We start from the raw sequence: 26,991 nt of genomic DNA on the forward strand, positions 1-26,991 counted from the left end.
GTAGTCCGTTCGTCTCGGCGCCGACGACGACGGAGACGACGCGCTGATGACGACAGTCCTGATCCACCCCTCGCGCGGAGCGAAAGACGGTCGCGAGAACCTCAAGAAGTCTCTCGACGCGAGGGTGGACTTCCGGTCCACGGAGCTCGGCGGGACGCTCTCGTCCGAGGAGCGCCAGGAGCTCGACCAGCGGCACCCGGACGGGCGGGCGCACTTCTGGGGAACTTACGGGTACAACGAGGCCAAGATCGCCCGAGTTCACGAGGGTGATGTCGTGCTCTTCACCGGGCAGAACGAGGTCTGGGCGATCGGTGTGGTCGGCTACTGCTTCGACAACAGCGACTTCGCAGCAGGGCTGTGGAACGTCCACCCCGACAAGGGGACCTACCGGCACGTCTACGCTGTCACGCGCCTCGAGCGCGTGAGCGTCCCCTACGCGGTAGTGAACCGCGCTCTGGGGCTGAAGGAGAACAACCACTTCCAGCAGATGGTCGTGTACGAGGGCTCGCAGGCGGACGCGCTCGTCGACGTCCTGCATCTCGCTCTACCGGCACCGCACGGACAGGACTACGCGTCGCGTGACCGGGCTCTCGCGGACGAGCTGGAGCACGACAAGCTGTCGAGCAGCCCGCTGCTCGCTATCGAGCAGGTGCACTCGACGTCAACGACCTACCAGGTTCCGGCTTCAGAGCGTGTGGTGCTCCGGGGGGAGGGGACGCTCGTGCAGTCGTACGCTTCCACGCTCCCCCCGGGCGCGATCATCGGCCGGCAGCCAAACCCCGCGGGGATGCCCGACCTCTGCATCGACTATGGAGACCACACCGAGCTCGTGGAGGCGAAGAGCGCTGCGGATCGCGCGTACGTTCGCCAGGCGCTCGCCCAGGTGCTCCACTACGGCCCCGAGCTCGAGCCGCTTCCCGACGTGGCGAGCGCGCTGTTCCCCTCGCGGCCAGCGAAGGACGACGTGGCGTTGCTTCACCGGTACGGCATCGACTGCCTCTACCGGGCTGGCGTCGACCAGTATGTCCGCCTGCCCGCCGGGGACGTGGCTCGGACGCGGCTGCGGGAGTCGTGGACCTAAGGTCACACGGTTGCAGATCGGGTGCGCGCTCGCGATGAGGAGCTGCCAGCCGCGTGCGTGAGGCGTTGACGCCGAGCCGGGCGGCGGTGCCCGCTCCGGACAGCCTCGAGGAGCGGGCGGCCGCCGCGCCCCCCTCTCGGGGCCGACACGTCGCGAAGGATCCGGGGTGCGGAGCGGATCGGTCTAGCGCCCGCGCCCGGCCCGGCCGCGCGCCGGGAACGTCGCGTCAAACTCCAGCGTGTCGACCTGCCCTCGCGTCGCGTGGAGGCCGAGCTCGACCCCGATCTTTTTCAGCCGAGCTGGCACCTCGACGTTCGTCGAGATCGAGTCGTCCCGCTTCACGGTGATCCTGACGGCGGTCGCGCCGTTGCGGAGCACGCCCTCGATCGCTGCTTCGATACCCGGCTCGGTAGGCCACCGCAGCGGTCGCGGGTCAGCGGGTGTGCCGCCCGAACCGGTGTACTCGTAGTCGAAGTGCGAGTTGCGCGTGTGCTCGCGCTTGAGGTCGCCGCCGGTCCTGCCGACGCCTATGCGCGCTCCGAGTCCTCGTGTGCGCTGACGGTGGGAGCTGCACCGGATCCACGACGCGCCCAGCGCGGTGAGCACGCGTAGCGTCTCGTTGAACTTGTCCTGGAGGACGAACTCGTCGTACTCATTGAACGGGATGAGGAACTGCGGGTAGTGCGGGTGCCGCACGTATGCGAGCCTCGCGCTGAACACATCGCGGTGGAATCGATAGGCGACGCGCCGTTCCAGCGGTTCCACGTCCACCACCGGGTCGGACTCGAGCTTCTTGAGCCCGGCCCAGTCCTCGTCTGGGCGGAACACCACCACGTCTGCCATCGAGAGACCTCTCCTCACCGCCGCGTCGGCGATGAGCTCGCCAGCTGCACGTCGTGCGCAACCTATCGCGGCGACCGTCCTGCAATCGGCGTCCGTGCGACAGACCCCGCAGGTGCGCCCGCGTTCAGCTCCGCCTATAGTCGGCTGCTGCCTGCCGCGACAGAACACCCTTCTCCCGGAGCCGTCCCCCACCCCCGACTTCCGCCAGAAGTAGCTCCGCACCTGATCCCGCCAGTCCACCGCAGACCGCCGCTGCGCCGCCAACCGCTCCCGCACCCGCGCGTCGAACCCCTCCGGCACGGCCCCGCCGACGAGGTCCCCCAGCGACTCCCACGCCGCCTCCACGCCGGCCAGCGCGTCCACCGCCAAGGCCCGCGAGTCTTAGATGTGCTGGATCACCGTCTTCCCCGACCGCAGCACGTGGGTGTACGGCACGTGGTGGAAGAACGGCAGCAGCCGTCGGGGCAGGTCTCCACGGACTCGTACACCTCGGACCACGGCGACTGCCGGTGGTGTTCGTGGTGGCGGGGAAGCAACTGGTATCGGGGGCGGTGAAGGGGTGAGGTGGACTCAGAGCCGGCGGTCGGTGGCCAGGGCACGCGACCGTCGCCGGGGTCGCTGCGCGCGCGTCTGGAAGCACTTGGCGCCGGGCGTCATGTTCAGGAGCCCCCATGATTCGCGATCGAGATCTGGTTGAGGGCGATCGTTGCCAGGCAGTAGCCGAAGACGTTGGACCACGTGTCAACGACCTCTCCGTGCAGCCAGTAGACCGGGCAGCCCTGGTCCGTTGCGGGTCCGCCACGCCAGATCACGAACACGTCGAGATCGGAGACGTGGAACGGGTAAACCGCGTCTCGCGGTGGGAACGACTCGAACGGCCCGTCCTCGTACATGACGTCGAGCAGCTGCTGAGCTGCGGACCATCGCGGACCGGCCCCCAGGTCGGCGGTCGCGAGCAGGTCGCCGTTGCCGAAGACGTCGTCCCACCCATCGATCTCGCGCAGCAAGGCCGCGTGCTGAGGATCGAGCTCGAACCCGAGGCGGTGCTCGGCTCTGGCGATGTCCTCGTCGGACGCGTGCGGCCCGGGTGCGGGCATCGGACGCACTCGCGGTGCGACGTCGCCCGCAGCGATGCGCGCCTGCAGCATCTGGCCGAGCGTGATTCCCCATCGGCGCCGGTCGATCATCCTGGACTCCGATCCTCGCTTCCTCGCCCGATGGTGCCATCCGCCACGATCAGGGAACGCCACTGCTCAGAGCACGAACACGTGCCCCGACACCGTTGCCTCGAGGGCCACGGCGAGCGCGAGGTCCCGCGCGTCGGCCCCGGGCTCCGGGCGGAAGCGCAGGCGCGGCACCAACGTCACGACGGGCGAGCCGTCGCGCCGGAACAGCACGCCGCGTCGTCCCGTGGCTGCCATCGTCCACTCCGTGCCCGGCCTGGTTCTCGGCGCGGCCCTGGCTGCCTCGGAGCGCGACCGCGGCGGCTCCTCGCCGGTGCCGATGCGGGCGCTGACGGCCTTGCCCGCCCGCGTCAGGCTGCGGGGCAGGTCGCGCAGCGGCCGGCGCAGGGCGGGCTGGTCCACCACGCCCCGCTGCGAGCCCACGGTCAGGGCGAAGCCGTGCCAGGGGAACGCCTCGAACCCGGTGGTGGTCTGCGGTGCGCCCGCGCGCTCCCGGCCGACCACGTCGAGGATCGTCACCGTGGGGACGCCGTCACCCCAGGTCACCGTGCCGTGGTCCTCGAGGGACCACGCCGCGAACACGTCGCCGAACGGCGAGGGCACGCGCAGGTGCGCCGAGGCGCCGAGCGGGCCGGCGGGGCCCTGCCCCGGGCGGAGCTGCTGCGCGATCAGCTCGGTCACCCGGGGCCTCCCGCGAGCCGGTCCCCGCGCACCTCGCTCGCCGCGGACATCGAGCCCAGTGACTCGATCGCGACCTCGTTCAACCGCACGATCCCGCGGCAGAAGTCGCTGACGTTCACCCACTGGTCGACGAGTCCGTCCCCGATCCAGAGCACCGGGTGGCCGCCGGCGGTCAGAGCGCCGTCGCGCCAGACGACGAAGATGTCCTGCGCGGACGTGTGGATCGGGTAGACCTGATCGCGCGGGGGGTAGGTGCCCGCGGGCGAAAAGAGGTAGAAGTCGTCCAGGACGTCGCCGGCGAGCGACCAGCGTGGACCCGCACCGAGGTCGGCAGTCGACAGCAGGTCGCCCATGCCGAACGCCCCGACCCATCCGTCGGCCTGACGGAGCAGGGCGGCGTGCTGGAGGTCGAGAGTGAAGCCGAGGCGGTCCTCCGCCGCGCGGATGGTGTCACGCGCGGGCCGGGCACCGGGGAGTGCCATCGGGTAGATGGCCGGGGCGGCGCGTGCGAGGGACATCCGGCTCTCGATGAGCTTCGCCCACGAGGGCGCTCCACTGCTCGGCCGTGTCCACTCCGGTGTCCTCTCTCCGCTGCCTCGACCCAGGGTGCCATCAGCAGGGCGGCCACCGGTGGGGTACCGGCGAGCGACGGGCGGCCGGGCGGGTGAACGGTGCGTCGACGGCCCGCCGGCGGTTCCGGCGGTCGTCTACGGTGCAGGCGGTGCCCGGGGCGGATCGCTCGACCTCGTGCGCCCCGCAGCCCGCCGGTACCGCCCACGAGGAGACCCATGAGACCCGCCTCCCGTGGAGCCGGCTCCCGGGCGACGACCGGCGGCAACCGGGAGGTCGTCGAGGGCGAGGCTGCCAAGGTCAGCGTGCACGTGGTGTCGGCGTGCCTCGACGCGCCGGATGGCATGGGCGAGTGACGCGGATGCGTGCGCCGCGCGTGTCCGTGTCCCGCGGCCGCCGAGGCGCCACTCCCACGGGGGTCCCGGTGACCGACGTCATCCCGGCCCGCCGGCGTCGACGGTGGCTGCGGCGTTCGGTCGTCGCCGTGGTCGTCGCGCTGGCTCTCGCCGCGCTCGCCGTCGCCGCCTCCGACGAGTGGTCGTTCCGGGGCGAGACGCGCACGGTCCGGAGCGGGGTCGACAACCGCCTGAACGGCGCGAGCGTGCTCGTCGCCGGGTCCGACGGCGAGACCGTCGTCCTGGGCGTGCGGCGGGGCGAGGCGGACGTCGTCGCCACGCTCGCCGCGGGCGACACCGTGCGCCTGGCGTGGTGGGGCGGTCTCACCGTCGAGCGGATCGACGTCGACGGCGAGCCCGGCGACGTCGGGGGAACCGCGCAGGTCCGGGTGCGCGTCGGGCCCTGACCGCATCAGCACCGGCGACGACCGAGACGGAGTGTGCGTGGACAACGTGGAGTGCGACCTGTGAGCCCTGTACCCCTCACCCCCGAGCAGTGCCGGGTGATCGGTGGTGCCCTCTCGCAGGTCGCGCCGCCGGGGTGGGTGGCGGTGGACCTGACGGTCGTCTGCGTCGGTCCGGAGACGCGCAGCCGGCTCACCGCTCGCATGCCTGACGGGCGTAGCGTCGCGGCCGGCGGCCCGGTGCCCCGTGACGTCACGGGGCTGCTCCGTGCGCTGCGGCGTGCGGCCTACCGCCCGGGCCGGGGCACGTGGTTCACCGCCCACGTCCTCGTCGAGGCCGCCGGCAGGATCGTGCTCCACGTCGACGACGACGACCCGCCTCCGCTGGAACCGGCACCGAACTCCTGGGTCGATGAGCTCCGGCGCTACCCGAGGGAGCCGCAGCACGTGCCGTCGTGGCTCGCGCAGCTCGCTCGGGGAGGGTGCGAGTGGCTGGGCGCTCGCTGGCAGGTCGAGCTGCGACCGGCCGATGCCCCGGCCCGAGCGGCGTCGTCGATCGACGCGACGACCACGCCGGAGGCGCACGTCTGGGCGGCGACCGTCGTGGAGCGCCTGTCGGCTGCGGGGATCGACGTGACGGTGCGGCAGGACGACGGCGAGGACGGTCGCGGGAACCCCACGACCTACGACGCGCTGGCGGTCACCGTCGGGCAGGGGCACATGGCGCTGGCCTTCTGGCGCGACCTGGTCGTGTGGACCGTCGACGTCTACCCGGAGCAGACCGACCGCGGCACGTTCACCGCGGTCGCGACCCGCGTGGTCCACGCCGCCCAGGAGGTCACCGGCTACTCCGCGGACCTGGGGGCGTGGGGTCCGTACGAGCGGGCACTGATCGGGGACGCTGCGCCTCCGGCGTGACGCCGTGCACGGGACGACGCACGCGACGGCGAGAGCCAGCTGCACGCTCGGGTCGACCGCGAACGTGACCACCGTCCCGACGGACACGGGCGCCAGGATGCCGACCGAGCCGGCCCTGGTAGCCCGCAGCACCGCCCCGGTCAGGAGCGGTGCATCCGTCCGGTCAGGCAGACTCGCGCACGTTCACCGACGTGTCGAGCTGCGTTCTCCAGGCCCCTGGTCGGTCAGCTCGAGGACGTGCGCGAGCGAGACCTCCTGGAGGTCGAGCATCCTCAGCCACCACTGCCGGAGGTGGGGCCATGTGTCGACGACCTCGCCCGAGAAGGAGACGACCGGGTGCCCGCCGTCGGTGACCGGTCCGCCGAGCCACAGCGCCGTGACGTCGGAGTCGTGGGGCGAGGCGTGGACCGGCACGAGCTCGCCGCGCGGCGGCCACCCGGTCGCGTCGCCTTCAGCGTAGAAGACGTCGAGGGACGCGTTCGCGTCGGTCCACAGCGCGCCCTGCCCGAGGTCGTGGGTGCCGAGCAGGGTGCCGCTCTGGAACGCCGACTGCCACCCGTCGACCAGCCGGAGCAGTGTCTCGTGCTGCGCGTCGAGCGGTCGACCGAGCCGTTCTGCCGCGGCGGCGATGCTCGCAGGATCGGCACCCCGCCCGGGCGCGGTGTGCGGGAACGCGGCGGGAGCAGCCTGCGTCAGCTTCGCAGACGCCCTGACCATCTCGTCCAGCAGCGTCTCCCACCTCGGGGAGGCACGAAGCGGTCGCATGCAGGACCTCGTTCGACTCGGGCTGGTCCCGGCAACCCGACACGGGACCGAGGACATCGTAGGCGCGGCGCGCGCGGTGCCTGATCCGGTGCTGACCGCCGCACGACTCTCCATCAGCAGCTGCCCCACAGCCCGGCCCCGGCGTCCTGTGCCGTGGTCTCCGCCTCGGCCAGCGTCGCCTGGTACGCCCCGGGGACGTCGTACGTGTACTCCCGCGCGTACCCCTCCGCGACGAGTGTCCGGTTGACCATCGTCGCGTCGTCCAGCCAGACGTAGGCGAGCGTCCGCCCGTACTGGTCCACGGCGCCCTGCGTGGGGTCGGCCTCGAGCCAGACCGAGCGGCCGGACGCGAGCTCGGCGGTGCGTGCGGACGCCTCCGGGCCGAAGCACTCGACCGGGCTGTCGGGCTTGACGCTCTCCGGGGTGTCGATCCCGAGCAGCCGCACGCGTTCCTCCGTGCCGTCGCGCAGCACGATCAGCGTGTCGCCGTCGACGACGCGACCCACCGGGAGGGGGCCCGTGGCCGAGGCCGGCCGCGCGACGGGAGCCGCCGGAGGTGGTGGGACGTCCGCCGCGTCGGTGAGCTGCCACCACGTGACGGCCCCCGCGACCGCGACGACGACCAGGACCGCCGGGCCGCAGCCGCTGCGTCGGCGCGTCATGCGTCCGCCGTCGTCTCTGTGCTCGTCATGCCTCTTCCCGATTCGCCCGGCGCGCTGCCCCTACGACGGGCAGGCTAGGGCGCGCCGGAAGGTCCGCGGTGCTGAATCGCGAGGCGACGTCGCACGACCGGGTGATGCGCCGCCACGAGATCGCTGAGGCGGCGTACGAGGCGGCCCACCCCGGCGCGACCTGTCAGGAGGCGCACGTGCACGCGAACACGATCGCCGGCTGGGAGTCTCTTCTCGAGGAGGCACGGCGCGAGCAGTGCGTGAGCACGAGAAGACCGGGACATGGCCCGAGTGGGCCTCGATCTTCACAGGTTGATGCCACGGACGCGCGACGCACATCAGCGCGCTGGTACGAGCCGCGGGTTCGGCAGGCTTGGCCAGTATCGGTACCCGTTCACGGACCCACGTTCACTCCGACCACGAAGGACGTCCCATGACACGCCTCGATGGTCCTCGAGCTGTCCCCAGCGTGTGCGCGCTCCTGCTCCTGGCCGCCTGCTCGGCCGGCCCGAGCCAGGGGGAGCGTCAGGCAGCCTCGGACGCCGCAGCGTCGCAGGTCGAGTCGGTCGCCGACCAGGTCGTCGACGAGCTCGTGCGGACGTACCCGGGCTCGGAGTTCGCCCTCGAGCCTGCGGGATCATCGGGCTACCAGCACTGGAGCGACTGCGACAACCTCGTCCCTCCCGCCGACGGTCCGTCGAACGTCCAGTGGATCGCCCGCCGGTCGTTGGTGGTCGAGCCGCAGCAGGAGACGTTCTCTCTGCTCGCTCCGGTCGTGGAGGCGATGCAGGCGGACGGCTGGGCGACGGTGACGGCTCGTGCCGATCCGGATCACGTGGTCGTCCTGGAACGGGACGGGTACGCGTTGACGATCGGCGGCGATCTCGAGGTCGACGAGGGGCGCGTCTCCAAGGTGGGCCTGGACCTGGTGTCCCCGTGCATGGCTGCGCCGGACGGCCTCGGAGCCTGACCGGCTGCGGCGCCCGCTGGACGGCATCGGGCAGAGGGTCGGCGTCGGAGGGCGGAGTCAGCACGCTCGTCGTGAGCCCATCGCGGCGGCGGTCGTCCCGTCGGTGGAGCCGGGACAGCCCCGGTGCCGGCGACGATATCGTCGCCCGAGCACCTAGCCGCGACCAGTCACCCGGAGGACGGACCCGTGAGGTCTCTGCTGTCGAGCCGCTGGCTCTGGCCGGTCGCGGCGAGCCCCCTGCTCCTCATCGGCGTGCTGGTCGCCGTCGGCGGGGGGATGCACCGGCTCGTCGCCGGAGCGGCGCTGGTCCTCGGGTGGGGTGTGACCATCCCGTTCGGCGCGGCCGAACGCAGGTGGCGGGCGAACCCCACGCCGCAGCTGCAGCTCCTCGCCGCCGGGTGGGCGCTCCTCGTCGTCGTGGTGGTCGTCGGCGGGCTGTGGTGGGGAATGTCACTCGACGCCGAGGCCTGAGGCATCTCGTCGAGACGTCCCGCTCCCGGCGGCTCCAGCCCCGGACCATCCCCCGTACGGCACAGCCCGAGCAGCACCACCCGGAACTGCCCCGCCTGCCACGCCACCGTCACCACCCCGGGCACGGCCCGGACCCGTCCTCGTCCACGGCCCCGAAGTCGTGCAGCACGAGCCGCACCGCGCAGGCCGTCACGGCCGCGATGTTCACCACCCCTCTCCCGGTGGACCACGTCGAGAATCGTCACCTCGAGTACTCGATGATCAGGCGAGGGCGGTCATCCCGGGGGATGCGTCTGGCGGCTCGCCGACGCTGGCTACCGGTCCCTCGGCAGTCACCCCTCGGGCGAGTTCCGCACCTCCCGATCGAAGTCGGCGGCGCTCATCCCGGGAGTCAGGTCGACCTCTGCCGTGAGGCCGGAGTAGAACGCGACGACCCGGGGACCGTCTACTGGCATGAGCGTCCGCAGCCAGACGGCGACGTCGGTGTTCTGGTCCGGCGTGCCGTCCAGGTTGATCGAGGAGAAATCGTGCGTGGCGGTGATGGAGAAGCCGGGCCCCTCGGCGATCACGTCGAGGCGCAGTGCGATCGTGCGCGGGTCCTCGTCCACCACGCGAACGCCGTCCGGCCAGCGCGCCTGTGCCGCCTGCAGCAGCACGTCGGCGGTCAGTGGCAGGGGGAGCGCGTCGTCCTCGCACGCGATGATCAGGTCCTGGAGCACGGCTCTCCTCACGAGTTCGTGGGCGTAGTACACCTCGATGTCGACCCCGCAGGGGTACGGCGTGCACCTCTATCCCCTCGGTCACCGCCCACATCACCGGTAGGCGTCGGCCCGGTGCGAGATGCGCACGATCAGCAGCACGCGCGCGTCTTCGTCTGCCTGGAACAGCACGCGGTAGTCGCCCCGACGCGCGGACCGGAGACCTTCGAGCTCGTAGCGCAACGGCTTGCTCATCCGAATGGGGTTGGTCGGGAGCGTTCCCGTGATGAACTCGACGACGGCGGTGGCGATCTTCTCCGGCATGCGGGCGAGGGATCGCTCGGCGGGCGGGGCGACCTCGACCCGCCAGGGCTCCTCCGTCGTCATCGAGGCGGAAGGCCGTACCGGGCGCGCAGGTCGCCACCGCTGGTCGTGGTGCCGCTGGCCGCGGCGGCACGGGCCTCGGCGATGTCGTCGCGCACACCGGCTGAGCTCAGCCAGACGAGCGTCTCGCGCAGCGACTCTAGGTCGTCCTCGCTGATGAGGACTGCGGACGCGCGGCCGTGTCGCGTGATGCGGATGATCTCGTGCTCGTGCTCGGCCTCGTCCACGAGTGCGGAGAGCCGGTCCTTTGCCTCGCTGAGCGCTACGGTCTTCATGACCTGATTCTAGCCGGAAGAGTAGCCCGATGCTAGCCTGAGATCTGGCCGAAGATGCTCGGCGGAGGTGTGCACCGCTGCGCCCACGGATCAGGCGGGGGTCGCCTCCTCGCCGACGTTGCTCGTGTCGGTGTCGGCACCGGCACCGGCATCGGCGGCCGGAGGGCTGCTGTCGCCGCGCTTGCGACGAAGCGCCGCCCCCACCGAGCCGGCAGCGCCGACCGCAGCGCCTCGGACCGCAGCCCCGGCACCCTTCACCGCCGTGAGCGCCCGTGCCTCGTCGGGGATCCCGTCGCCGTCGAGGTCGACGGACCGGAAGGCCTCGGTCGCCCTGGACACCGTGCCCCACACCTCCTCGCCGAAGTCGAAGACGTTGCCGGCGGCGGACTGCAGCGCGACGACGGCGCGTGACGGCTCGGCGGGGGCCTTCTCCGGCTTCTCGAACTCCACGAGCGTCGCCGGGAACGCCGCGACGGGCTCGGGGAACGCGATGCGCGCGGCCTTCACGACATCCCGGCCGAAGGTGAAGCTTGCCGACGCCTCCGATGAGCGCCCCGACCCCGAAGGGCACGGCCTTCCCGAGCGTGCCGGCCCCGAGCTTGCCCCCGACCTTCAGCGCTTCGCGGGCGATCACCGTGAGCACGGGCGCGAGCGCGGAGTCCGGGAGCTGCTGGGTGAGCACCTCGCCCCACCCGTCCGGCATCGCCTTCCCGACCACGCCCGCGGCGAGCGTGCGCGCCTCACCGGTGTCCGCTCCGGGGATCGCGTCGAGGACCAGCTTCGCGACCTGGCTCTGCGACTTCTCACCGAGCAGCATCCCGAGCACGAGCGGCTGAGCGCGGGCGGTGTCGCTCACCTCGATGCCGTTCAGCTCGGCGACCGCGAGGACGTAGAGCGCGCTCGTCTCGTAGAAGAACAGCAGGTCGGCGACGCCGAGCCCCAGGGCGATGGGGATGCCGACCCCGGGGATCGCCGCCGAGGCACCGACCCCCGTGCTCGTGGTCGTGACGGTCGCGACGTAGCGGCGGTCGAGGTCCTTCAGGATCTCGCCTGCGGACGCCTCCGGCTTGTCGCGACGCAGGGAGCGGAGGTACTCCAGCACGACCGGCCGCTGCACGGAGATCGCCTTGTAGATCTGCGCCTGGAAGCCCTCGGCCTGCACAGCCTCCTTGGCCGTGGCGGCGACCGTCTCGGGCGACAGAGCGGTGGACTTCTCAGGCAGTGCAGCGTCGGCCATCGTGCTCCCCGTTCGGCTCCCGGCACCGCGCCGGCACGGTGTGCAGGCTAGGACGGTCGCGCACGCCGCGTGGCGGAATCGCCCGCGCTCGACGAAGTGACCGGGTGAAGCGGGGCCGGACGGACGATCCAGGTCCGCGCTCCGCCCGGCCATCTCGCGAGCACGGAACCGCATACGATCAGCCGGGCCTCGTCCGACACGCAGAATCTCGAGCCCCGCATCCGGGAGAGGTGATCGATGACTGACCCGCAGATCGCCGAGACGTTGCGGCTGGCCCGGGCGGAGTGTCTCTCGAAGGGGTTCCTGGAGGGCCTCGATTTCCACGTCGAGGGGTTTCCGGCCAGCCTGAGCAGCGAGTACTGCGAGCTGGGCCATGCCGACGGGGCCTACGAGGTCCGGTACTGCGACATGGGGGAACGGCGCGTGCTCACGCGTACCGCCTCCGCTGACGAGGCGCGGACGGCGTTCGTCGACGAGGTCGGGGTGCTCGCCGCCGATCGAGGTCACGGCTCCGCGGCAGCTCGGCCGCCCGAGAAGTCGTGGGTCGTCGGGCTGACGGACGAGGAGGCCATGGCGGAGTACAAGCGTCGGTACGGGCTGTCCTGAGAAGCCCGTGTCGCACGGACGTCCGCACGTCCTCCACTAGGCTCGCGGCGGGGGTGGCAGATGCCAGGGGAGTTCACGCGCCGCCTGCGGGCGGTCGTCGCGCTGGCCGTTCTCAGTGCGAGCATGACGGCCTGCGTGCCCGGCTCCGGCTCGGCCGGCCCGACACCCACGGGGAGCACCGTGTCGACCGCATCGCCGGCCAAGGCCGGCACCGGCGAGGTCCGCCACGACCTCACCCCGCTCACGGACCGGAACCCGTCGCTCACGGGGGCGCCGTCGGCAACCTGGATGAGCGGCACGCTCGGGGACGAGCGGGCGCCCGGGCCGTCGCCCTACTGGATCGACGCCGTGGTCGAGCTGCCGGCCGGCAGCGCCGACGCGCTGCGGACCTCCTTGGAGCTCCACCCTGCGGCTGAACGGCCCGACGTCGTCGGTGGCCTCGCCGAGGCGATGCCGGACGGCGTGCTGCTGACCGGGACGGCCCTCGACGACGCGTTCGCGTCCGGCGGCTGGAGCACGACCGCGTACCTGGAGGACGACGGCGACCGCGTCGTCCTGCTGATCGTCGGCGAGTAGGTGGACCGCATCGTCCTCCGGCGAGCCGCCGCGCAGCACGCGGGGGCTCGGTCACCCGCGAGGATGTCCCGGTGACACCCCCGACCCCGTGCGCGCACTGCACCGCCCTGGCCCAGCGCCACGAGCACGAGCCGCTGATCGTCGACGACGCCGCGACCTGGACCCGGCTGTGGCGCTGCTCGCGGTGCAGCACCCTGTGGCTGGAGGGCGACCGCCTGGCCACCCCGATCAGCGAGGCGGACGCCGACGCGCGGGGGCGGTGGCGCGACTACGACCGCTGGATCGCGACGTGGTCGCCCGGATGCCGACGGGGCACGGCATCGTCCTGAACCCGGGCCACGACGTGGGACTGGAGATCCTGCCGCAGGCGATCGGGACCATCACGGAGCGACTCCGGCAGCTGGCGGAGCACGACCGCCGCTGACCCCCCCGCCTCACCCCCCGACCAGCCCCCGCACCACCCGGCTCACCGGGATCGCCCGCGCCCCGAGCACCACCTGCAGCTGCCCGCCCTGCGTCACCACCATCACCACGTCGCCCACGCCGCGCACCCCGTCGGTGTCCACGACCCCGTGGTCGCGCAGCACGAACCGCAGCCGCGACGCGCACGCCGTGACCGCCTCGACGTTCCCGGCCCCGCCGACCAGCCCGAGCAGCTCGGCGCCGAGCTCCGCGTCGGTGCTCACGACGCCCCCACCGCGCCGGCGAGCCGGGACACGTGCAGCGTCAGGTACAGCACCTCGTCGCCGGTGACCGTCCACGCGTACCGCTCGCTGAGCAGCTCCTGGATCGCGACCGCTGCGGCGTGCGCGGCGGGGTTGGCCCCGCGCACCGCGTCGAGCAGCACGCCCTGCATGTCGGGCGGGGCGACGCCCTGCTGCTGGCGGACGAACAGGTACCGCAGGTGGGTGATGAACCGGGCGACGTCGATGGACTCCTCGTCGACCTCGATGCCGAGCCGGGTCCGCACGATGCCGAGGACGGCTCCGAACACCTCGGTCATCTCGACGGTCCGGGACAGCTCGCCGGCGCCGAACTGCGCGTTGACGAAGTGCAGCGCGAGCGGGACGGCCTCGAGCGCGGGCAGGTCGACGCCGGTGGCGTCGCGGACCATCGTCAGGGCCTCGCGGGCGAACGCGACCTCGCGGGGGTAGAGGTGCAGCACCTCCCACTGCAGCGGGTAGGTGATCTGCACGTCCTGGCGGGCCCGCTGGAGCGCGAACGAGATGTGGTCGGCGAGCGGGACGACGACGTGGCCGGTGATGTGCGGGCCGAGGCGCTCGCGGGCGGCGGTGACGATCCGCTCGGTGAGGTCGATGTCCTCGGCGGGGATCTCGTCGACGAGGGCGACGATCCGCTCGGGGGTGGTGCTGCCGCCGGCGACGAAGGTCCGCTCGACGACGTCCTCGCGCACGGCGTCGCCGGGGCGGACCTGGAACGCCAGGCCCTTGCCCATCAGCACGACCTCCGTGCCGGCGTCGTCGGCCGCCAGCAGGACGTTGTTGTTGAACACCTTGGTCACGCGCACGCGTGTGCTCCTCTGCCGTCCCGGGCGTCGGCGCCCGGGTGTGCCGCCGCCCCGGACCGGGTCCGGGGCGGCGGCGTCCTTGTTCGTCCTACCAGGTCTGCCTGCGGGCGTCGAGACTCAGATCGTCACCCGCAGCAGGGCGTCACCGGTGCCGACCTGGCCCTCGGCGGCGGTCCGGACCTCGGCGGGGTCGGCCCCGCCGGTGACCACGACGACCGTGCTGGTGTCGTGCCCGGCGGCGCGGACCGCGGCGAGGTCGACGTCGGCGAGCAGGTCGCCGGCCCGGACCTGCGCGCCGGTGGCGACGGCGGGGCTGAACCCGGCGCCGCCCATCTGCACGGTGTCGATGCCGACGTGGATCAGCAGCTCGACGCCGGTGCCGGTCCGCAGGCCGTAGGCGTGCGGGAGGACGGTCACGACCTCGGCGTCGACGGGGGCGACGACCCGGCCGTCGCTGGGGACGACGGCAGCACCGGCGCCGAGCGCGCCGGAGGAGAACACCGCGTCGGGGACGGCCGCGAGCGGGACGACGGTGCCGGCGACGGGGGCCAGGACCTCGAGCACCCGGGTCGCGGTGAGCGTCGCCGTGCCGCCCGACGAGACGGGGGCGGTGTCCTCGGCGGGCGCGGGCGTGGGCCGCGCGGGGGCGGTCGCGGCGGGCGGGTTGGGGATGTCCGTGAACCCGAGCACGAGGGTGAGCACGAACGCGATCGCGATCGCCAGGCCGCTGCCGAGCAGCTGCATCCCGAAGCTGCCGATGCCGATCGTCGAGGTCAGCGTGATCGCGCCGGGCAGGATGAACCCCTCCGCCGCAGAGCCGCCGGCCGCGGCGATCGCGCCGCCCACCGCGCCCCCGAAGCACGCGTAGATGAACGGCTTCTTGAGGCGCAGGGTCACGCCGTAGATCGCGGGCTCGGTGACGCCGGCGAGGAACGCCGAGACGGTCGCGGGGCCGGCGACGCCCTTGAGGTCGCGGTTGCGGGTCTTGAGGAACACGGCGGCGGCGGCGCCGGACTGCGCGAGCACCGCGGGGAACAGCGCGCCCATGAGCGGGGAGTAGCCCTGGCTGACGATGTCCTGGAGCATCACCGGGACGAGGCCCCAGTGGACGCCGAAGATGACGAACACCTGCCACAGGGCGCCCATGATCGCGCCGCCCGCGGCGGGGCTCAGGTCCCACAGCCAGTTGACGCCGGAGGACAGGCCGCGGCCGACCAGGTCGGAGACGGGGCCGATCGCCAGGAACGTCAGCGGGACGATGACGAGGATCGTCAGCATCGGGTTGAGGAAGTTGCGCAGCGTCTCCGGGAGCACGCGGGTGAGCAGCCGCTCGACCTGGGACTGGGCGTAGACGGCGAGGATCGTCGGGATGACCGCCGACAGGTAGCTGATCATGACGACCGGGATGCCGAAGAACGTCAGCTCGCCGCCGCCGGACGCGAAGGCGTTCAGCGTGACGGTGGCGCCGTCGGGTCCGGGGACGACCGCGATGGTCGACGAGTACAGCAGCGCGCACGCGATCGCGACGGACACGTACACGTTGGCCGTGAACTTCTTCGCCGCGGTGATCGCGAGCAGGATCGGCAGGAACTGGAACACGGCGTCCGCGGCGGAGAACAGGATCGCGTACGACGACGTGGCCGCCCAGTCGGGGGAGGCCTTCACGACGACGGCGAGCAGCGCCTTGAGCAGGCCGGTGCCGGCGAGCACCCACAGGAACGGCGTGAAGATGCTGGTGATGAGGTCGATCGCCCGGGCGAGGAACCCGCCGGACGAGGCGGCGGCCTCGGTGGCCACGCCGCGGGCGTCGATCGCCTGGTAGACGTCGGCGACGGTGTTGCCGATGACGACCTGGAACTGCCCGCCGGCCTCGACGACGGTGATGACGCCCGGGGTCGCCTCGACGGCGGGCCGGTCGGCCAGGTCCCGGTCCTTGAGCCGGAACCGCAGCCGGGTCGCGCAGTGCGTCACCGACGCGACGTTGTCCGCGCCGCCGACGCCGCGCAGGACGTCGTCGGCGATGGTCTGGTACTTGCTGGCGGATGCCACGATTCCTCCTCGAACCCGTGTCCACGCCGGCTGGAAGGTGTCCCCGGGCAACAAAAAAACCCGAGTCGGCGGAGGCGGGGCGTGAATGCCCTGCTCGTCCACGACTCGGGTTTTGCCTGTCGCCAGTAACAATCCCGGTCCTGCGCGGTCGCCGATGTCACGGTGACTGGCGCAGAACCTAGGGGTGCCGGGCGCGGCCTGTCAAGGCCAGTTCTGGAGCGGGTCCTCGGGCGGGGTCGGTCCGCCTTGACGCCCGGGCATGGCCGCGGGTAGGAATGGCGTCGTCCCCCAGGATTGTGACTGACCCGATCAGGCAAGACCTGCGATGCGCCGGCGTTCCCCGCCCGGTGCGCGCAGGTCTTTTTTGTTGCCCGGACCAGGCGCTCGACCGCACAGGAGCTGCTCGTGCCGCACCGCACCGTGACCATCGCGACCACCACCGGGCTGCACGCCCGCCCCGCCGGAGCCTTCGCCCGGGAGGTCGCCGCGACCCGGGTGCCCGTCCGCATCGGCCGACCCGGCGCCGAGCCCGTCGAGGCGGCGAGCCTGCTGCTCGTCATGGGCCTGGCGCTCCAGCACGGCGAGGCCGTGGAGATCAGCGCCGAGGGCGACGGCGCGGACGCCGCGCTCGACCGCCTGGCCGACCTCCTCGCGACCGACCTGGACGCCGTCACCGCCTGACCGGCGGACCCCCACGCAGCCGCACCACCGTCCCGCACGCAGAGAGGCGTCACCGTGACCAGCACCGACACCCCGTACCCGCCCGGATTCCTCTGGGGCGGCGCGACCGCCGCCAACCAGGTCGAGGGCGCCTACGACGAGGGCGGCAAGGGCCTGTCCATCCAGGACGTCATGCCGCGCGGCCTGATGGCCCCGCCCACCGACGGCCCCACGCCGGACAACCTCAAGCTCGCGGGCATCGACTTCTACCACCGGTACGCCGACGACATCGCGCTGTTCGCGGAGATGGGCTTCGGCGTCTACCGGTTCTCGATCGCGTGGAGCCGGATCTTCCCGCGCGGCGACGAGGCCGAGCCGAACGAGGAGGGCCTCGCGTTCTACGACCGGGTGCTCGACGAGTGCGAGAAGCACGGCATCGAGCCGCTGGTGACGATCTCCCACTACGAGACGCCGCTGCACCTCGCGCAGACCCTCGACGGCTGGGTCAGCCGCGACATGGTCGACCACTACGCCCGCTACGCGCGGACCCTGTTCGAGCGGTACGGCTCGCGGGTGCGGTACTGGCTGACGTTCAACGAGATCAACTCGGTGCTGCACGCCCCCCTGCTCAGCGGCGGCATCCTCACCCCCAAGGACCAGCTCACCCCGACCGACCTGTACCAGGCGATCCACCACGAGCTCGTCGCCAGCGCGCTCGCCACGAAGATCGCCCGCGAGGTCGCCCCGGACGCGCAGATCGGCTGCATGCTCATCGCGATGCCGACGTACCCGATGACGCCCGCCCCGGCGGACGCGCTCGCGGTGATGCACGCCGACCACCTCAACCTGGCGTTCGGCGACGTGCACTGCCGCGGCGAGTACCCCGGCTACCTGCTGCGGCACCTGCGGGAGATCGGCGTCGAGCTGGACGTCACCGACGAGGACCGCGCGACCCTGCGGCACACCGTCGACTTCGTGTCGTTCTCCTACTACATGAGCGTCTGCGAGACCGCCGACCCCGAGCTCCGCCAGGCCGGCGCGGGCAACATCATGGGCGGCGTCCCGAACCCCACGCTCCCGGCGAGCGAGTGGGGCTGGCAGATCGACCCCGTGGGCCTGCGCGTCGTGATGAACCAGTTCTGGGACCGCTGGCGCAAGCCGCTGTTCATCGTCGAGAACGGCCTCGGTGCCAAGGACGAGCTCGTCGAGGTCGACGGCGTCCCGACCGTCGTCGACGACTACCGGATCGCGTACCTCAACGACCACCTCGTCCAGGTCGGCGAGGCCCTGCGGGACGGCGTCGAGGTGCTCGGCTACACGACCTGGGGCTGCATCGACTGCGTGTCCGCCAGCACCGCCCAGATGAGCAAGCGCTACGGGTTCGTCTACGTCGACCGGCACGACGACGGGTCCGGGACGCTGGCCCGGCACCGGAAGAAGTCGTTCGGGTGGTACCGCGAGGTGATCCGGACCAACGGGGGGAGCCTGGTGGGCTGAGCACGATCGCCGCCGTCCGAGTCGTCAGCGCCCGTTCAGCCGGGAGGCGGCGGCTCGGGCGCTGCGCGCCTGGGTGACGTGCGGGGCTGCACGTGGTCGACGGCTCTCGAGCCGCGCGGGATTTTCGTGTACGTTATTTGCATGAGTGAAGAGCCGATGGTGCACGGGACCATCCACGGAGTCCCGATCGACGACGCCCAGGTCCAGGCGTGGGCCGATGAGGCCGAGGCCGGGTACGACCTCCCGATCACCCGGCGACGTGGACGACCGGCAGCGGGGCGCGGCCCGGGACGTCCGGTGACCGTCCGCCTGGACGACACGCTCTTGGCCGCGTTGACCGAGCGGGCCAAGGAGGAGGGGCTCACCAGCCAGTCCGACGCGATCCGCGCGGCGGTCCGCTCGTGGACGCGGATCGCGTGATTCTGCACGATGCGGCGCGCAAGCACTTCGCGCGGGACCACCTCGACGACGACGGCGTCCTCCATGCGTCCGAGAACGTCATCCACCGTGAACCGCTCGACGACGAGGACGACCCTCGGCGGTGGCTGCTCCTCGGGTACGACCGGGACGTGCGCATCCTGGAACTCGTCGTCCTCGTGTTCGACGATCCGGCGCGCCGCCCGCCGCTGGTCATCCACGCGATGAAGGCCCGCCCGCAGTACCTGGCCCTGCTCCGCTGACCGCGGCAGGTCGTTCCCCGCCTGCCTTGGTACGCGTGACGACCGCGTGTCCAGCACCGGCATCGTCGCGAATGGACTCGGTGCCAAGGACGAGCTCGTCGAGGTCACGGCGTGCCGACCGTCGTCGACGACGACCGGATCGTGTACCTCTCCCGGGTGCTGCCGTCGACGACGGCGGAACCGCTGCGGTCGACCGTGTGGACAGCCCGATCGCCTGGGCGCGAGGTTGAGATCCCCATGCCTCCGGGGACTCGTTCCTGGTCAAAGACCTCGAGACCGACCCGCGAGGTGTCGTTCGCCCCGAGGTGGAGGAGTGTTGTGAGCGACGAGATGGAACCGGCGGGTCCCGCATGGCGTGCACTCAGCCCCGCCGAGAAGCAGCGTGTGTTCTCAGAGTGGGCCGCGCGGCGTGAGGCCGAGCTGGCGGAGGTGTACGGACCTGTCCGGGACGACGAGCTCGGTCTGAGCAAGGCGCGGGTGCCGATCGCCGGCGAGGTGACGGGCCGCCTGCGCGCGGACGGGACCATCGAGCCGGTCACCCGAGCACCGGGCGCACCGATGGGTGTCGCGCCCGAGCGGCACCGCGACGACCCCCGTCGCCATCGCGACCGACCGGAGCGTCCCTGAGCATGCCCGGTCCCGCCCACGCCTTTTCTCAGCGCGATGGAGAAGCTGCCCCGGTCGAGGGCGTCGACCTCGGGCCGCGTCAGTCGGCCCGACGTCCGAGCCGCGACCGGAGCCGGTCCAGCATCGCCAGCCCCGCTGACCAGTAGCCGGCGGTGTTCGGCCACGCGCCCAGCAGCTCGTCGGACAACCAGAACACCGGGTGCCCACCGTCGGTGACGGGGCCCGAGCGGTCGACCACGAACACGGCCCGCTCGCACACGTGCACCGGGTAGATCCCCTCGCGCGCGGGAAACCCGGGCGGCGCGCCGTCGTCGTAGAAGGCGTCGATCGCGGTCCACCCGCGATCCCAGCGCGTGCCCGCTCCCAGCTGGTCGACCGCGAGGAGGTCGCCGTACGCGAAGACGTCCGGCCAGCCGTCGACCTCGCGGAGCACCGCTAGGTGCTGGGCGTCGAGCGGGAAGCCCAGCCGCTGCTCCGCGGCGGCTACGCGGTCGCCCGTCGCCGGGGCGCCCGGCACCGTCTCGGGGAACAGGTCCGGAGCGGTCCGGGCGAGCGCGGTGCGACGTGCTCGCATCTCGCCGACTAGGGCGCGCCACGGCGTCGGCTCGTCCGTCATCCAGGTCTCCGATCTCGGCCGGTCAGCGCCCGAGCAGCCGGGCGGCGACCGACTCGGGCGGTGTGTCCAGCGCCGAGACGGGGTACGTCCGTCGCTGGGAACCCGGTCCGCGGAGCACCAGCTGCTCGCCGACCACCGGCACCGTCCGTACCTGCACCGCGGTGAGCGACCGAGGCCAGACGGCAGCCGGAGCAGTCCCGAGCGCGGAGTTGGTCGACGGCAGCGCGGCGACGTGGACCTCATCCCCGTCCACGGTGAACGCGATGTCACCGAGCACCGCGGGCCTGCGATGCAGCAGCGTGCGCCGACCCCGTCGGACGAGTGCGACCGGCACGATCAGGACGAGGAGCAGGAGCAGGCTCCGCGGCGCGAAACCCTCGCTGAGGTTCGCCGCCACCCACGGCACGAGCAGCAACGCCGAGATCAGGACGGCGAGTGCGATCGCGGCCTTCCCACGCCGTGCGAGGCCGCGCGCGGCACGCCGCTCGAAGTCCCGCAGTGCGTCGTCGTGGAACCTGACGACGAGCGGTTCATCCACGCGCGGGCTCCGTCCTGGGTCGTGCGGTGGGTCGGCCGGTCGGCCGAGGCTCGGGACATCGTGGCAGATCAGCGGGCCGGTCCAGGGCTGACCGGCGACGACCTGCCCCCCGCAGACAGCTCACCCGCAGCCGCCGGGCCGCTCCCGGGCACCCTTGGTACCGTGACGCCCGCGTGTCCAGCACCGGCCCCGGGGGAGTCATCGACGTGAGCAGCACCGCAGCATCGAGCGGCGTCGTCGCCGTGCGCGCCCTCGACCCGGCCGCGGGTGGCGCCGTCGTCGCGCGCCTTGACCGGGGCACGGGCGTCCTCGACCCGGTGCGCCACTCGCTGCGGAACCGTCCGGTCGACCTGAGCCGCGGGGCCTCCGTGGTGCTCACCTCGGACAAGCGCCGCACCGAGCTCATGGCGTCGCGCGGCCTCGGGTGGACGTACGCGGTCGTGCCGCTGATCGAGGTGCACGGCGGGACCGCCTACGGGGTGCCGGCCGACGTGGCGCGCGCCCTCGCGGACGAGCTCGTGGCCCGCGGCGTGCGGGAGACCACGGCCGTGATCGCCCCGCTGCGCGCGCACGCCGACCACCTGGACCAGGGCCTGCCCGTGGCGTCGTCGCCCCTGGGTCGGTACATGGGGCTCGGCGGCGGGGGCCTGAGCGCCCTCGGAGACTTCTGAACCCGGACGACGGAGGTACACACCGATGAGCGTGGACGTCTCGATCGCGGCGCTGGACACCGCGGCCACGGACCTGGAGACGGTGGCGGCGGCGCTGCAGGCGGTGGACGTCGCCGGCGCGTTCGGCGGGATCGAGGCGGCGCTGCCCGGCTCGGCGGTCCCGGACGCCGCGGTGTGGGTGTCGACCCGGCTGGGTGCGGCCGTGCAGGTGCTGGGCGACAACGTCCGGGGGATGTCGGCGAGCGCGTCCGGGTCCGCGGACGGGTACCGCGCGGCGGACACCTCGGTGCAGGACCGCTTCGGCACGATGGTGCCCCGCTGATGGCGGCGCTGACGCTCGAGGTCGTCCGGAGCTGGCGGCCTGAGGTGCTGGCCGACGCCGCCACCGGGGTCGGGACCGCGCAGGAGGCCGTCGACGCGCAGGTGCGCGCGGCGAAGACCGCGATGACCCGGCTGACCGACCACTGGGACGGCGACGCCGCGCAGGCCGCCGCGCAGCGGATGGCGAGCGAGGCGACGACCGGGTTCGCGCTCGCGGACGCGCTGGAGTCGGCGCGCACGGCGCTGTCGTCGGGCAGCACGGACCTCGCCCGGGCGAAGTCGGCCCTGCTGTCGACCGTCGACACCGCGACCGCCGGCGGGTTCCGCGTCGACGCCGACGGCCGGGTGACCGCGCCGACGCTGCCGCCGGTGATGACCGCGCCGGGCGACCCCGAGGGTGCGGGGGCGAAGCGCGACGCCGACCAGCGGGCCCTGAACGACGACGCCCAGGTGCACGCCGACGCGATCGCGACCGCCCTGCAGGACGTGGCGACCACGGACCAGCGGGTCGCGGACACGCTCGCCGCCGTCGAGGTGCCGCAGACCCTCCAGTCGGCCGTCGACGCCTACCTGCAGCGCGCGTTCGCGAGCGGGGACGTCATCGGCGCGTTCGGGAGCGTGACCGCGGGCGGCATCGCGCTGGCGCAGGTCATCAAGGGCGTCCTGAAGTCGGCGTCCAAGGGCAAGGCGTTCCTGGACTTCCTGAAGGCGTCCTCGGCGCCGATCACGCACTACGCGGCGATGGTCGAGAACTTCGCGAAGGCCGACGCCGCGCTCGACGCGTTCAAGAACGGCAAGGCGGTCAACCCCCTGGTCGCCCGGCTGCTGGGCCCGGGGGCGGCCAACGCGATGCGGGTGGCGGGCAAGGCGTTCCTCCCGCTGACGGTCGCGACCGGCCTGATGGACACGGTCACCGGCGGCGGCTACGACGGTGCCCGCGGCTGGGCGACGCGCGGCTTCGGGCTCGCCGGCGCCGCGGGGGCCGGTGCGCTGATCGCCGCCGGTGCGGGCGCGCTCGCGCTCGGTCCGGTCGGGCTCGCGGTCGCCGGCGGCGCCGTGCTCGCCTACGGCGCGTGGAGCCTCGGCAACCTCGTGTGGGACAACCGGGAGGCCATCGGGGACTTCTTCGTCTCCGCCGGGGGCGCGGTGAAGGACGTCGCGGTGGGGGCGTGGAACGCGACGACGGACGCGGTGTCGAACGCCGCCGACTGGGCGGGAGACCAGGTGGACAAGGCCAAGGACGCGGTGACCGACTTCGGCAAGGGCGCGCTCGACGTGCTCTCGTTCGGGCTGCTGTGAGCGCCGCCGACGCCCCGGTGGCCGTGCCGGTCGAGGTGCTGACCGACGAGGAGCTGGCGATCCTCGCCGGCCCCGGCGGGCTGGTGGTCTCCCCGTACCTGGCGACGCTCGCCGACGCCGACCGCGAGGTCGCGCTCCGCACCGCCTACCGCGGGCTGCTGGCGCGCGGCGTCGTCGACCCGCCGACCGTCGAGGCGCTGGCCGCCGCCGTCGGCGAGCCGACCGTGGAGCTCCAGGTCCGCGAGGACGTGCTGTCCCTGGTGACGCTGCGTCGCGGGGCCGCGGCGACGGTGTGCGTGGCGCGGACCACCGTGCTCGGCCAGGACTACTGGTACGCCCACGTGGTCCGTGACGTGGTGCTCGTGGAGCAGGTGACGACCGACGGGCAGCACCGGTTCTCCCTCGCGCCCGCCGACGTCCTGGGCGACCTGCTGCTCGACGCGGTCGCGCACCCGGAGACCGGCGACGGCACCGGGCCGGCGATCGAGCTGACCGACCCCGCCGAGCCGCCGGACGCGGTGGTCGAGGCGCTCGGGCACGCGCTCGTGCGCGCCGACGTCGTGGTCCGTACCGCCGACGACCGGGAGCCCGAGCTGCTCGGGCTGTTCACCGGCCCCGGCGGGGCGTGGGCGCTGTCCGCGGCCGCCGGGTCGGGATCGGCGGTCGTCGCGACGCCGACCACCCGCGCGGTGCTCGACGCCCGGGTGCACGACCTGGCGCGTCGTGCGGCGGCCGTCGCAGCGGCCGTCGCGGCCGCAGCCGCCGGGGAGGCCGGGGCGCCGTGACCGGCGACCTGGTCCGCATCCCGGGGTTCAGCTCGCGGTCCGCCCGCGGGTGGACGGTCGCGACGGTCCTCGCGGTCCTCGCGGTCGGCGGGTACGTCGGCGTCACCCAGCCCGAGAACCGGGTCTACGTCGTGACCGTGCTCCCCGCGCTGGCGGTGTTCCTCGGCGTGCTCGTCTGGCAGTCGACGTGGCTCGACCCCGACGGCGGCACGCTGCTCCGCGTCCGGTGCCGCACCTGGCGGCGGGAGGTCCGTCTCGCCCCGGGCACGACCGTGTCCCTGGTGCCGAACGGCGGCGGGACCCTGCTGCTCCGGGCCGCACCCGCGCAGGGTCGTGGCCTGCACGTCCAGCTCGTCGCCCGGACCGACTACCTCGACGCGTCGCAGCCACCCGCGCTGCTCCGCCGGATCGCCGACGCCGTCGAGTCGCACCGCGCGGGCGGCGCCGAGCCGGTCGCGGTGGCGCTGCGCAGGCAGGCCGACCACCTCGACGCCGGCGGCACCGTCGCGGGCTCGCCGCTCGCGGGCCTGATCACGACGGGCGTGCTCGGTGCGGCGAGGGCGGGCGGCGCGGGCGCGATCGGCGGGCACCTCGGGTGAGCATGTGGCGCACCTGGTCGTTCCGCATCCCGCTGCGGGCCGACCTCGACCCGGTGACGCTCCGCGTGCTCGAGGCGGTGGCCCGGGACACCGCCCCCGCCTCGGAGGACCTCGCCGGCCTGCACCCCGTGGTCGCGCACTACCTCGGGGACTGGACCCGGTTGCTCACCGGCGAGGAACCGCCCTTCGTCGGCCCGCCGTTGCGCCTGTCCGGGCACTGGTCGGGCGAGCGCGTGCTCGCGGTGGACTTCAGCCAGCACGACGACGAGTTCGCGAACTGCGGCTACGTGCTGTGGGCCTGGGCGCTGCAGCTCGTCGCGCGGCCCGGACGCGGACGCGTGCTGATCGGGCACCACGCGCCCGACCGTGACGACCTGACCTGGTACCCGATCGTCGCGGACCCCGACGGCGTCGACGAGGGACGCGGCCGAGTCCTCACCTGGGCCGAGATCGAGCGCGGCTGGGCGGAGACGCGCGACTCCCCGTCGTGGGCGACGTACCCGGACTGAGCGACGCCCGGGCGTCTCGCCGGAGCGACCTACACTCGAACGCGTGTTCGACCCGTCCCGCCACGTGCCGCCGTGGGAGGGCTACCGCTCCCTCCCGACCGCGGCGTGCGGCGAGCCGGTCCTGGCGGCACGACAGCCGATCCCGGTGCAGGTGTGGGTGATCGACGCGACCGGCAAGGACCGCTGCATCCACGCGCAGGCCACCGCGTGGACGCCACGCGCGGTCCGCGTGACGTACACCGACGACCGGGGCCGGATCGGAATGATCTGGGTCTGGGCGTCCGCGGTGGCCCGCGACGCCCCGTCCCCCCGCTACCGCTCCCGCCGCTGACCGGCCCGAGCCCCCGGCTCCCGCGTGCCCCGCGCGCCCCGCGTCCCGCGAGGGCGTACGAGACACCGCGAGGGCGTACGCCAGGGGATGCGCCCTCGTGGTGTCTCGTGCGCCCTCGGGGTGCTGCGCAGCGGCGTCGCGGTCAGCGGCGCTTCGCGCGGCTGGCGCCGAACGGGCCGCCGAACACCAGCGAGATGCCGAGCACGAACCCGACGTCGTACCAGTTCCCGTTGTTGAACACCGCGTAGGGCGTGACGGTGTCGGTGAACAGCGACACGATCCACGTGACCGGCAGGATCGCCCCGTGCCACACCCCGAGCCAGAACCCGGCGGGCTCGGTCGCGCCGGGCGCCACGGCCCCGGTCTGCGGGTTGACCCCGGCGGCGCACGCCGACAGCAGCAGCACCACCGCCACGACACCCAGCACGGCACGGACTCGGGTACGCGGCTCCACGCGCCCCATCGTGGCACCCTCCCTCGCGGCCCCACCCCCGACGGCGCACGAGACACCACGAGGGCGTACTCCCCGGATTGCGCCCTCGTGGTGTCTCGTGCGCCCTCGCGGTCGGGAGCGGGGCGCGGGCGGGGCGGGGCGGTGTCGGGGGGCGGGGCTACCGTCGGGGGATGAACGTGGTCCTCATCCCGGGTTTCTGGCTCGACGCCTCCTCGTGGGCGCCGGTCTCCGCGGCTCTCTCGGCCGCCGGACACACCCCGCACCCCGTGACGCCCCTCGGGGCGGGTGGCGCGGCGGAGCAGGTCGCGACGATCACCCTCGCCGACCAGGCGGCCGCGGTGGTCGAGCTGGTCGACGGTCTCGACGGGCCCGTCGTCGTGGTCGGGCACAGCGGCGGTGGCGCGGTCGCGCACGCGGTCGCGGACGCCCGGCCCGACCGGGTCGAGCAGGTGGTCTACGTGGACAGCGGCCCGCTGGCGGACGGCGGGGTCGTCAACGACGAGCTGCCCGTCGTCGACGGCGTCGTCCCGCTGCCGGACTGGGGCGTCTTCGAGGAGGAGGAGCTCGACGGCCTCACCGACGAGATCCGCGCGGACCTCCGGGCGCACGCCCTGTCGGTGCCGCCGCTCGTGGCGGGCGGGCCGCAGCGGCTGCACGACGAGCGGCGCTACGAGGTCCCGGTCACGGTGATCTCGTCGACGATGCCGGAGGCCGTGCTGCGGGACCTCATGGCGAAGGGCCACCCGTACGTCGCTGAGCTGGCGAAGGTGCGGGACGTGACCGTCGTCGAGCTGCCGACCGGCCACTGGCCGCAGCTGAGCCGCCCCGACGACCTGGCGGCCGCCGTGGTGCGCGCGGTCGACGGCGAGCAGGACGCGGAGGAGGCGATGGCCGTACCGACGTGAGCCGACCCACCCGCGCCGACCCACCCCGCGCTCACCCGGACGCGCCGCCGCCCACCAGCGTGGATGACACGTCAGGGGCGTCTCGCCTAGCATCGGCGCGACTCGCCGGAGCCCGCCCGCGACCAGGGGACCGTCGGGCTGCAGCACCTGGGCTCCGGTCGGCCGACGTCCCCCGCGCCGCGGGGGCGCAGAC

The 26,991-nt window shown here is 73.2% G+C and carries 39 protein-coding genes and 1 pseudogene; 24 read left to right on the plus strand and 16 right to left on the minus strand.

The features are described 5' to 3' along the window. Positions 1-46: 46 nt before the first annotated feature. Positions 47-1,081, plus strand: coding sequence for a hypothetical protein (locus AC1VL8_RS08200; RefSeq protein WP_483074828.1), 1,035 nt, complete (start codon positions 47-49; stop codon positions 1,079-1,081). A gap of 183 nt (positions 1,082-1,264) precedes the next feature. On the opposite strand, the pseudogene AC1VL8_RS08205 reads toward AC1VL8_RS08200, so the two are convergent. From AC1VL8_RS08205 to AC1VL8_RS08220, 4 genes and pseudogenes are all read right to left on the minus strand, one after another. Continuing rightward, positions 1,265-2,422 (minus strand): annotated as a pseudogene (locus AC1VL8_RS08205) (hypothetical protein). A 161-nt stretch (positions 2,423-2,583) separates the two neighbouring features. Next, complete coding sequence (locus AC1VL8_RS08210; RefSeq protein ID WP_483074829.1) at positions 2,584-3,111, minus strand: SMI1/KNR4 family protein; 528 nt, start codon at positions 3,109-3,111, stop codon at positions 2,584-2,586. A gap of 66 nt (positions 3,112-3,177) precedes the next feature. Next, positions 3,178-3,789, minus strand: coding sequence for a hypothetical protein (locus tag AC1VL8_RS08215; protein WP_483074830.1), 612 nt, complete (start codon positions 3,787-3,789; stop codon positions 3,178-3,180). Next, positions 3,786-4,307 carry a hypothetical protein gene (locus AC1VL8_RS08220; protein WP_483074831.1) on the minus strand — a complete coding sequence of 174 codons (522 nt, stop codon included), beginning with the start codon at positions 4,305-4,307 and terminating at the stop codon, positions 3,786-3,788. Before AC1VL8_RS08220 ends, AC1VL8_RS08215 begins: the two co-directional genes overlap by 4 nt. A gap of 270 nt (positions 4,308-4,577) precedes the next feature. Here AC1VL8_RS08220 and AC1VL8_RS08225 point away from each other — a divergent pair, with 270 nt between their 5' ends. From AC1VL8_RS08225 to AC1VL8_RS08235, 3 genes are all read left to right on the plus strand, one after another. Next, positions 4,578-4,715 carry a hypothetical protein gene (locus AC1VL8_RS08225; protein ID WP_483074832.1) on the plus strand — a complete coding sequence of 46 codons (138 nt, stop codon included), beginning with the start codon at positions 4,578-4,580 and terminating at the stop codon, positions 4,713-4,715. A 68-nt stretch (positions 4,716-4,783) separates the two neighbouring features. Continuing rightward, positions 4,784-5,161 (plus strand): hypothetical protein, encoded by a 378-nt coding sequence (locus AC1VL8_RS08230; protein WP_483074833.1) that lies wholly within the window; start codon positions 4,784-4,786, stop codon positions 5,159-5,161. 201 nt (positions 5,162-5,362) lie between these two features. Next, positions 5,363-6,076, plus strand: coding sequence for a hypothetical protein (locus AC1VL8_RS08235; protein ID WP_483074834.1), 714 nt, complete (start codon positions 5,363-5,365; stop codon positions 6,074-6,076). A gap of 183 nt (positions 6,077-6,259) precedes the next feature. On the opposite strand, the gene AC1VL8_RS08240 is transcribed toward AC1VL8_RS08235, so the two are convergent. Both AC1VL8_RS08240 and AC1VL8_RS08245 read right to left on the minus strand, forming a co-directional pair. Further along, positions 6,260-6,793, minus strand: coding sequence for a hypothetical protein (locus AC1VL8_RS08240; protein ID WP_483074835.1), 534 nt, complete (start codon positions 6,791-6,793; stop codon positions 6,260-6,262). A gap of 161 nt (positions 6,794-6,954) precedes the next feature. After that, positions 6,955-7,503 (minus strand): thermonuclease family protein, encoded by a 549-nt coding sequence (locus AC1VL8_RS08245; RefSeq protein WP_483074836.1) that lies wholly within the window; start codon positions 7,501-7,503, stop codon positions 6,955-6,957. Positions 7,504-7,945: 442 nt separating this feature from the next. Between AC1VL8_RS08245 and AC1VL8_RS08250 the strand changes: the two genes are divergently transcribed. Beyond that, positions 7,946-8,482, plus strand: coding sequence for a hypothetical protein (locus AC1VL8_RS08250; RefSeq protein WP_483074837.1), 537 nt, complete (start codon positions 7,946-7,948; stop codon positions 8,480-8,482). Positions 8,483-8,668: 186 nt separating this feature from the next. Further along, the gene (locus AC1VL8_RS08255; RefSeq protein ID WP_483074838.1) at positions 8,669-8,953 is read left to right on the plus strand and encodes a hypothetical protein; all 285 of its coding nucleotides are present in this window, start codon (positions 8,669-8,671) and stop codon (positions 8,951-8,953) included. A 332-nt stretch (positions 8,954-9,285) separates the two neighbouring features. On the opposite strand, the gene AC1VL8_RS08260 is transcribed toward AC1VL8_RS08255, so the two are convergent. From AC1VL8_RS08260 to AC1VL8_RS08275, 4 genes are all read right to left on the minus strand, one after another. Further along, positions 9,286-9,672, minus strand: coding sequence for a hypothetical protein (locus AC1VL8_RS08260; RefSeq protein WP_483074839.1), 387 nt, complete (start codon positions 9,670-9,672; stop codon positions 9,286-9,288). 93 nt (positions 9,673-9,765) lie between these two features. Beyond that, positions 9,766-10,038, minus strand: a complete 273-nt coding sequence (locus AC1VL8_RS08265; RefSeq protein WP_483074840.1) for a type II toxin-antitoxin system RelE family toxin — start codon at positions 10,036-10,038, stop codon at positions 9,766-9,768. After that, the gene (locus AC1VL8_RS08270; RefSeq protein WP_483074841.1) at positions 10,035-10,310 is read right to left on the minus strand and encodes a type II toxin-antitoxin system Phd/YefM family antitoxin; all 276 of its coding nucleotides are present in this window, start codon (positions 10,308-10,310) and stop codon (positions 10,035-10,037) included. Before AC1VL8_RS08270 ends, AC1VL8_RS08265 begins: the two co-directional genes overlap by 4 nt. A 90-nt stretch (positions 10,311-10,400) precedes the next feature. Next, positions 10,401-10,817 (minus strand): hypothetical protein, encoded by a 417-nt coding sequence (locus AC1VL8_RS08275; protein ID WP_483074842.1) that lies wholly within the window; start codon positions 10,815-10,817, stop codon positions 10,401-10,403. 16 nt (positions 10,818-10,833) lie between these two features. Between AC1VL8_RS08275 and AC1VL8_RS08280 the strand changes: the two genes are divergently transcribed. From AC1VL8_RS08280 to AC1VL8_RS08300, 5 genes are all read left to right on the plus strand, one after another. Next, positions 10,834-11,598, plus strand: a complete 765-nt coding sequence (locus AC1VL8_RS08280; RefSeq protein ID WP_483074843.1) for a hypothetical protein — start codon at positions 10,834-10,836, stop codon at positions 11,596-11,598. A gap of 186 nt (positions 11,599-11,784) precedes the next feature. Beyond that, positions 11,785-12,153 (plus strand): hypothetical protein, encoded by a 369-nt coding sequence (locus AC1VL8_RS08285; protein ID WP_483074844.1) that lies wholly within the window; start codon positions 11,785-11,787, stop codon positions 12,151-12,153. Positions 12,154-12,333: 180 nt separating this feature from the next. Next, positions 12,334-12,729 carry a hypothetical protein gene (locus AC1VL8_RS08290; RefSeq protein ID WP_483074845.1) on the plus strand — a complete coding sequence of 132 codons (396 nt, stop codon included), beginning with the start codon at positions 12,334-12,336 and terminating at the stop codon, positions 12,727-12,729. A gap of 71 nt (positions 12,730-12,800) precedes the next feature. Then, the gene (locus tag AC1VL8_RS08295; protein ID WP_483074846.1) at positions 12,801-13,058 is read left to right on the plus strand and encodes a hypothetical protein; all 258 of its coding nucleotides are present in this window, start codon (positions 12,801-12,803) and stop codon (positions 13,056-13,058) included. After that, on the plus strand, positions 13,031-13,153 hold the full coding sequence (locus AC1VL8_RS08300; RefSeq protein ID WP_483074847.1) for a hypothetical protein: 123 nt from the start codon (positions 13,031-13,033) through the stop codon (positions 13,151-13,153). Before AC1VL8_RS08295 ends, AC1VL8_RS08300 begins: the two co-directional genes overlap by 28 nt. Positions 13,154-13,163: 10 nt before the next feature. Here the strand turns inward: AC1VL8_RS08300 and AC1VL8_RS08305 are convergent, their stop codons facing one another. The 3 genes from AC1VL8_RS08305 to AC1VL8_RS08315 all read right to left on the minus strand — a co-directional run bounded on the left by AC1VL8_RS08305 (position 13,164) and on the right by AC1VL8_RS08315 (position 16,306). After that, complete coding sequence (locus tag AC1VL8_RS08305) at positions 13,164-13,415, minus strand: PTS sugar transporter subunit IIB (protein ID WP_483074848.1); 252 nt, start codon at positions 13,413-13,415, stop codon at positions 13,164-13,166. Continuing rightward, a complete protein-coding gene (locus AC1VL8_RS08310) occupies positions 13,412-14,257 on the minus strand; it encodes a PRD domain-containing protein (RefSeq protein ID WP_389225571.1) in 846 nt (281 codons plus the stop codon). Before AC1VL8_RS08310 ends, AC1VL8_RS08305 begins: the two co-directional genes overlap by 4 nt. 117 nt (positions 14,258-14,374) lie before the next feature. Further along, positions 14,375-16,306, minus strand: coding sequence for a beta-glucoside-specific PTS transporter subunit IIABC (locus AC1VL8_RS08315; RefSeq protein ID WP_483074849.1), 1,932 nt, complete (start codon positions 16,304-16,306; stop codon positions 14,375-14,377). 405 nt (positions 16,307-16,711) lie between these two features. Between AC1VL8_RS08315 and AC1VL8_RS08320 the strand changes: the two genes are divergently transcribed. The 5 genes from AC1VL8_RS08320 (at position 16,712) to AC1VL8_RS08340 (ending at position 19,770) form a co-directional block, all read left to right on the plus strand. Continuing rightward, positions 16,712-16,987, plus strand: a complete 276-nt coding sequence (locus AC1VL8_RS08320; RefSeq protein ID WP_483074850.1) for an HPr family phosphocarrier protein — start codon at positions 16,712-16,714, stop codon at positions 16,985-16,987. A gap of 54 nt (positions 16,988-17,041) precedes the next feature. After that, positions 17,042-18,463 carry a glycoside hydrolase family 1 protein gene (locus AC1VL8_RS08325; protein ID WP_483074851.1) on the plus strand — a complete coding sequence of 474 codons (1,422 nt, stop codon included), beginning with the start codon at positions 17,042-17,044 and terminating at the stop codon, positions 18,461-18,463. Between the two features lie 141 nt (positions 18,464-18,604). Continuing rightward, positions 18,605-18,883 (plus strand): ribbon-helix-helix domain-containing protein, encoded by a 279-nt coding sequence (locus tag AC1VL8_RS08330; RefSeq protein ID WP_483074852.1) that lies wholly within the window; start codon positions 18,605-18,607, stop codon positions 18,881-18,883. Continuing rightward, on the plus strand, positions 18,865-19,143 hold the full coding sequence (locus AC1VL8_RS08335) for a toxin (RefSeq protein WP_483074853.1): 279 nt from the start codon (positions 18,865-18,867) through the stop codon (positions 19,141-19,143). Before AC1VL8_RS08330 ends, AC1VL8_RS08335 begins: the two co-directional genes overlap by 19 nt. A 111-nt stretch (positions 19,144-19,254) precedes the next feature. Then, positions 19,255-19,770 (plus strand): hypothetical protein, encoded by a 516-nt coding sequence (locus AC1VL8_RS08340; protein WP_483074854.1) that lies wholly within the window; start codon positions 19,255-19,257, stop codon positions 19,768-19,770. A gap of 79 nt (positions 19,771-19,849) precedes the next feature. Here the strand turns inward: AC1VL8_RS08340 and AC1VL8_RS08345 are convergent, their stop codons facing one another. Then, entirely contained in the window at positions 19,850-20,386 is a 537-nt protein-coding gene (locus AC1VL8_RS08345) for an SMI1/KNR4 family protein (RefSeq protein WP_483074855.1), read from the minus strand. Between the two features lie 22 nt (positions 20,387-20,408). Then, positions 20,409-20,924 (minus strand): hypothetical protein, encoded by a 516-nt coding sequence (locus AC1VL8_RS08350; RefSeq protein WP_483074856.1) that lies wholly within the window; start codon positions 20,922-20,924, stop codon positions 20,409-20,411. Positions 20,925-21,097: 173 nt separating this feature from the next. Between AC1VL8_RS08350 and AC1VL8_RS08355 the strand changes: the two genes are divergently transcribed. The 7 genes from AC1VL8_RS08355 to AC1VL8_RS08385 are packed head-to-tail and all read left to right on the plus strand — an operon-like array spanning position 21,098 to position 25,439. After that, positions 21,098-21,595, plus strand: a complete 498-nt coding sequence (locus AC1VL8_RS08355; protein WP_483074857.1) for a hypothetical protein — start codon at positions 21,098-21,100, stop codon at positions 21,593-21,595. Positions 21,596-21,620: 25 nt separating this feature from the next. After that, entirely contained in the window at positions 21,621-21,917 is a 297-nt protein-coding gene (locus AC1VL8_RS08360) for a hypothetical protein (protein WP_483074858.1), read from the plus strand. After that, positions 21,917-23,215 carry a hypothetical protein gene (locus AC1VL8_RS08365; protein ID WP_483074859.1) on the plus strand — a complete coding sequence of 433 codons (1,299 nt, stop codon included), beginning with the start codon at positions 21,917-21,919 and terminating at the stop codon, positions 23,213-23,215. Before AC1VL8_RS08360 ends, AC1VL8_RS08365 begins: the two co-directional genes overlap by 1 nt. Beyond that, positions 23,212-24,000, plus strand: a complete 789-nt coding sequence (locus tag AC1VL8_RS08370; protein ID WP_483074860.1) for a hypothetical protein — start codon at positions 23,212-23,214, stop codon at positions 23,998-24,000. The genes AC1VL8_RS08365 and AC1VL8_RS08370 overlap by 4 nt, the downstream gene beginning before the upstream one ends. Then, entirely contained in the window at positions 23,997-24,599 is a 603-nt protein-coding gene (locus tag AC1VL8_RS08375) for a hypothetical protein (RefSeq protein WP_483074861.1), read from the plus strand. Before AC1VL8_RS08370 ends, AC1VL8_RS08375 begins: the two co-directional genes overlap by 4 nt. After that, positions 24,596-25,108 (plus strand): hypothetical protein, encoded by a 513-nt coding sequence (locus tag AC1VL8_RS08380; RefSeq protein ID WP_483074862.1) that lies wholly within the window; start codon positions 24,596-24,598, stop codon positions 25,106-25,108. The genes AC1VL8_RS08375 and AC1VL8_RS08380 overlap by 4 nt, the downstream gene beginning before the upstream one ends. A 43-nt stretch (positions 25,109-25,151) precedes the next feature. Then, a complete protein-coding gene (locus AC1VL8_RS08385; RefSeq protein WP_483074863.1) occupies positions 25,152-25,439 on the plus strand; it encodes a hypothetical protein in 288 nt (95 codons plus the stop codon). A gap of 142 nt (positions 25,440-25,581) precedes the next feature. Here the strand turns inward: AC1VL8_RS08385 and AC1VL8_RS08390 are convergent, their stop codons facing one another. Further along, the gene (locus AC1VL8_RS08390) at positions 25,582-25,893 is read right to left on the minus strand and encodes a hypothetical protein (protein ID WP_483074864.1); all 312 of its coding nucleotides are present in this window, start codon (positions 25,891-25,893) and stop codon (positions 25,582-25,584) included. Positions 25,894-26,063: 170 nt separating this feature from the next. Between AC1VL8_RS08390 and AC1VL8_RS08395 the strand changes: the two genes are divergently transcribed. Further along, positions 26,064-26,798 (plus strand): alpha/beta fold hydrolase, encoded by a 735-nt coding sequence (locus AC1VL8_RS08395; RefSeq protein WP_483074865.1) that lies wholly within the window; start codon positions 26,064-26,066, stop codon positions 26,796-26,798. Positions 26,799-26,991: the final 193 nt, after the last annotated feature.

Source organism: Cellulomonas sp. KU4C (assembly GCF_056868065.1).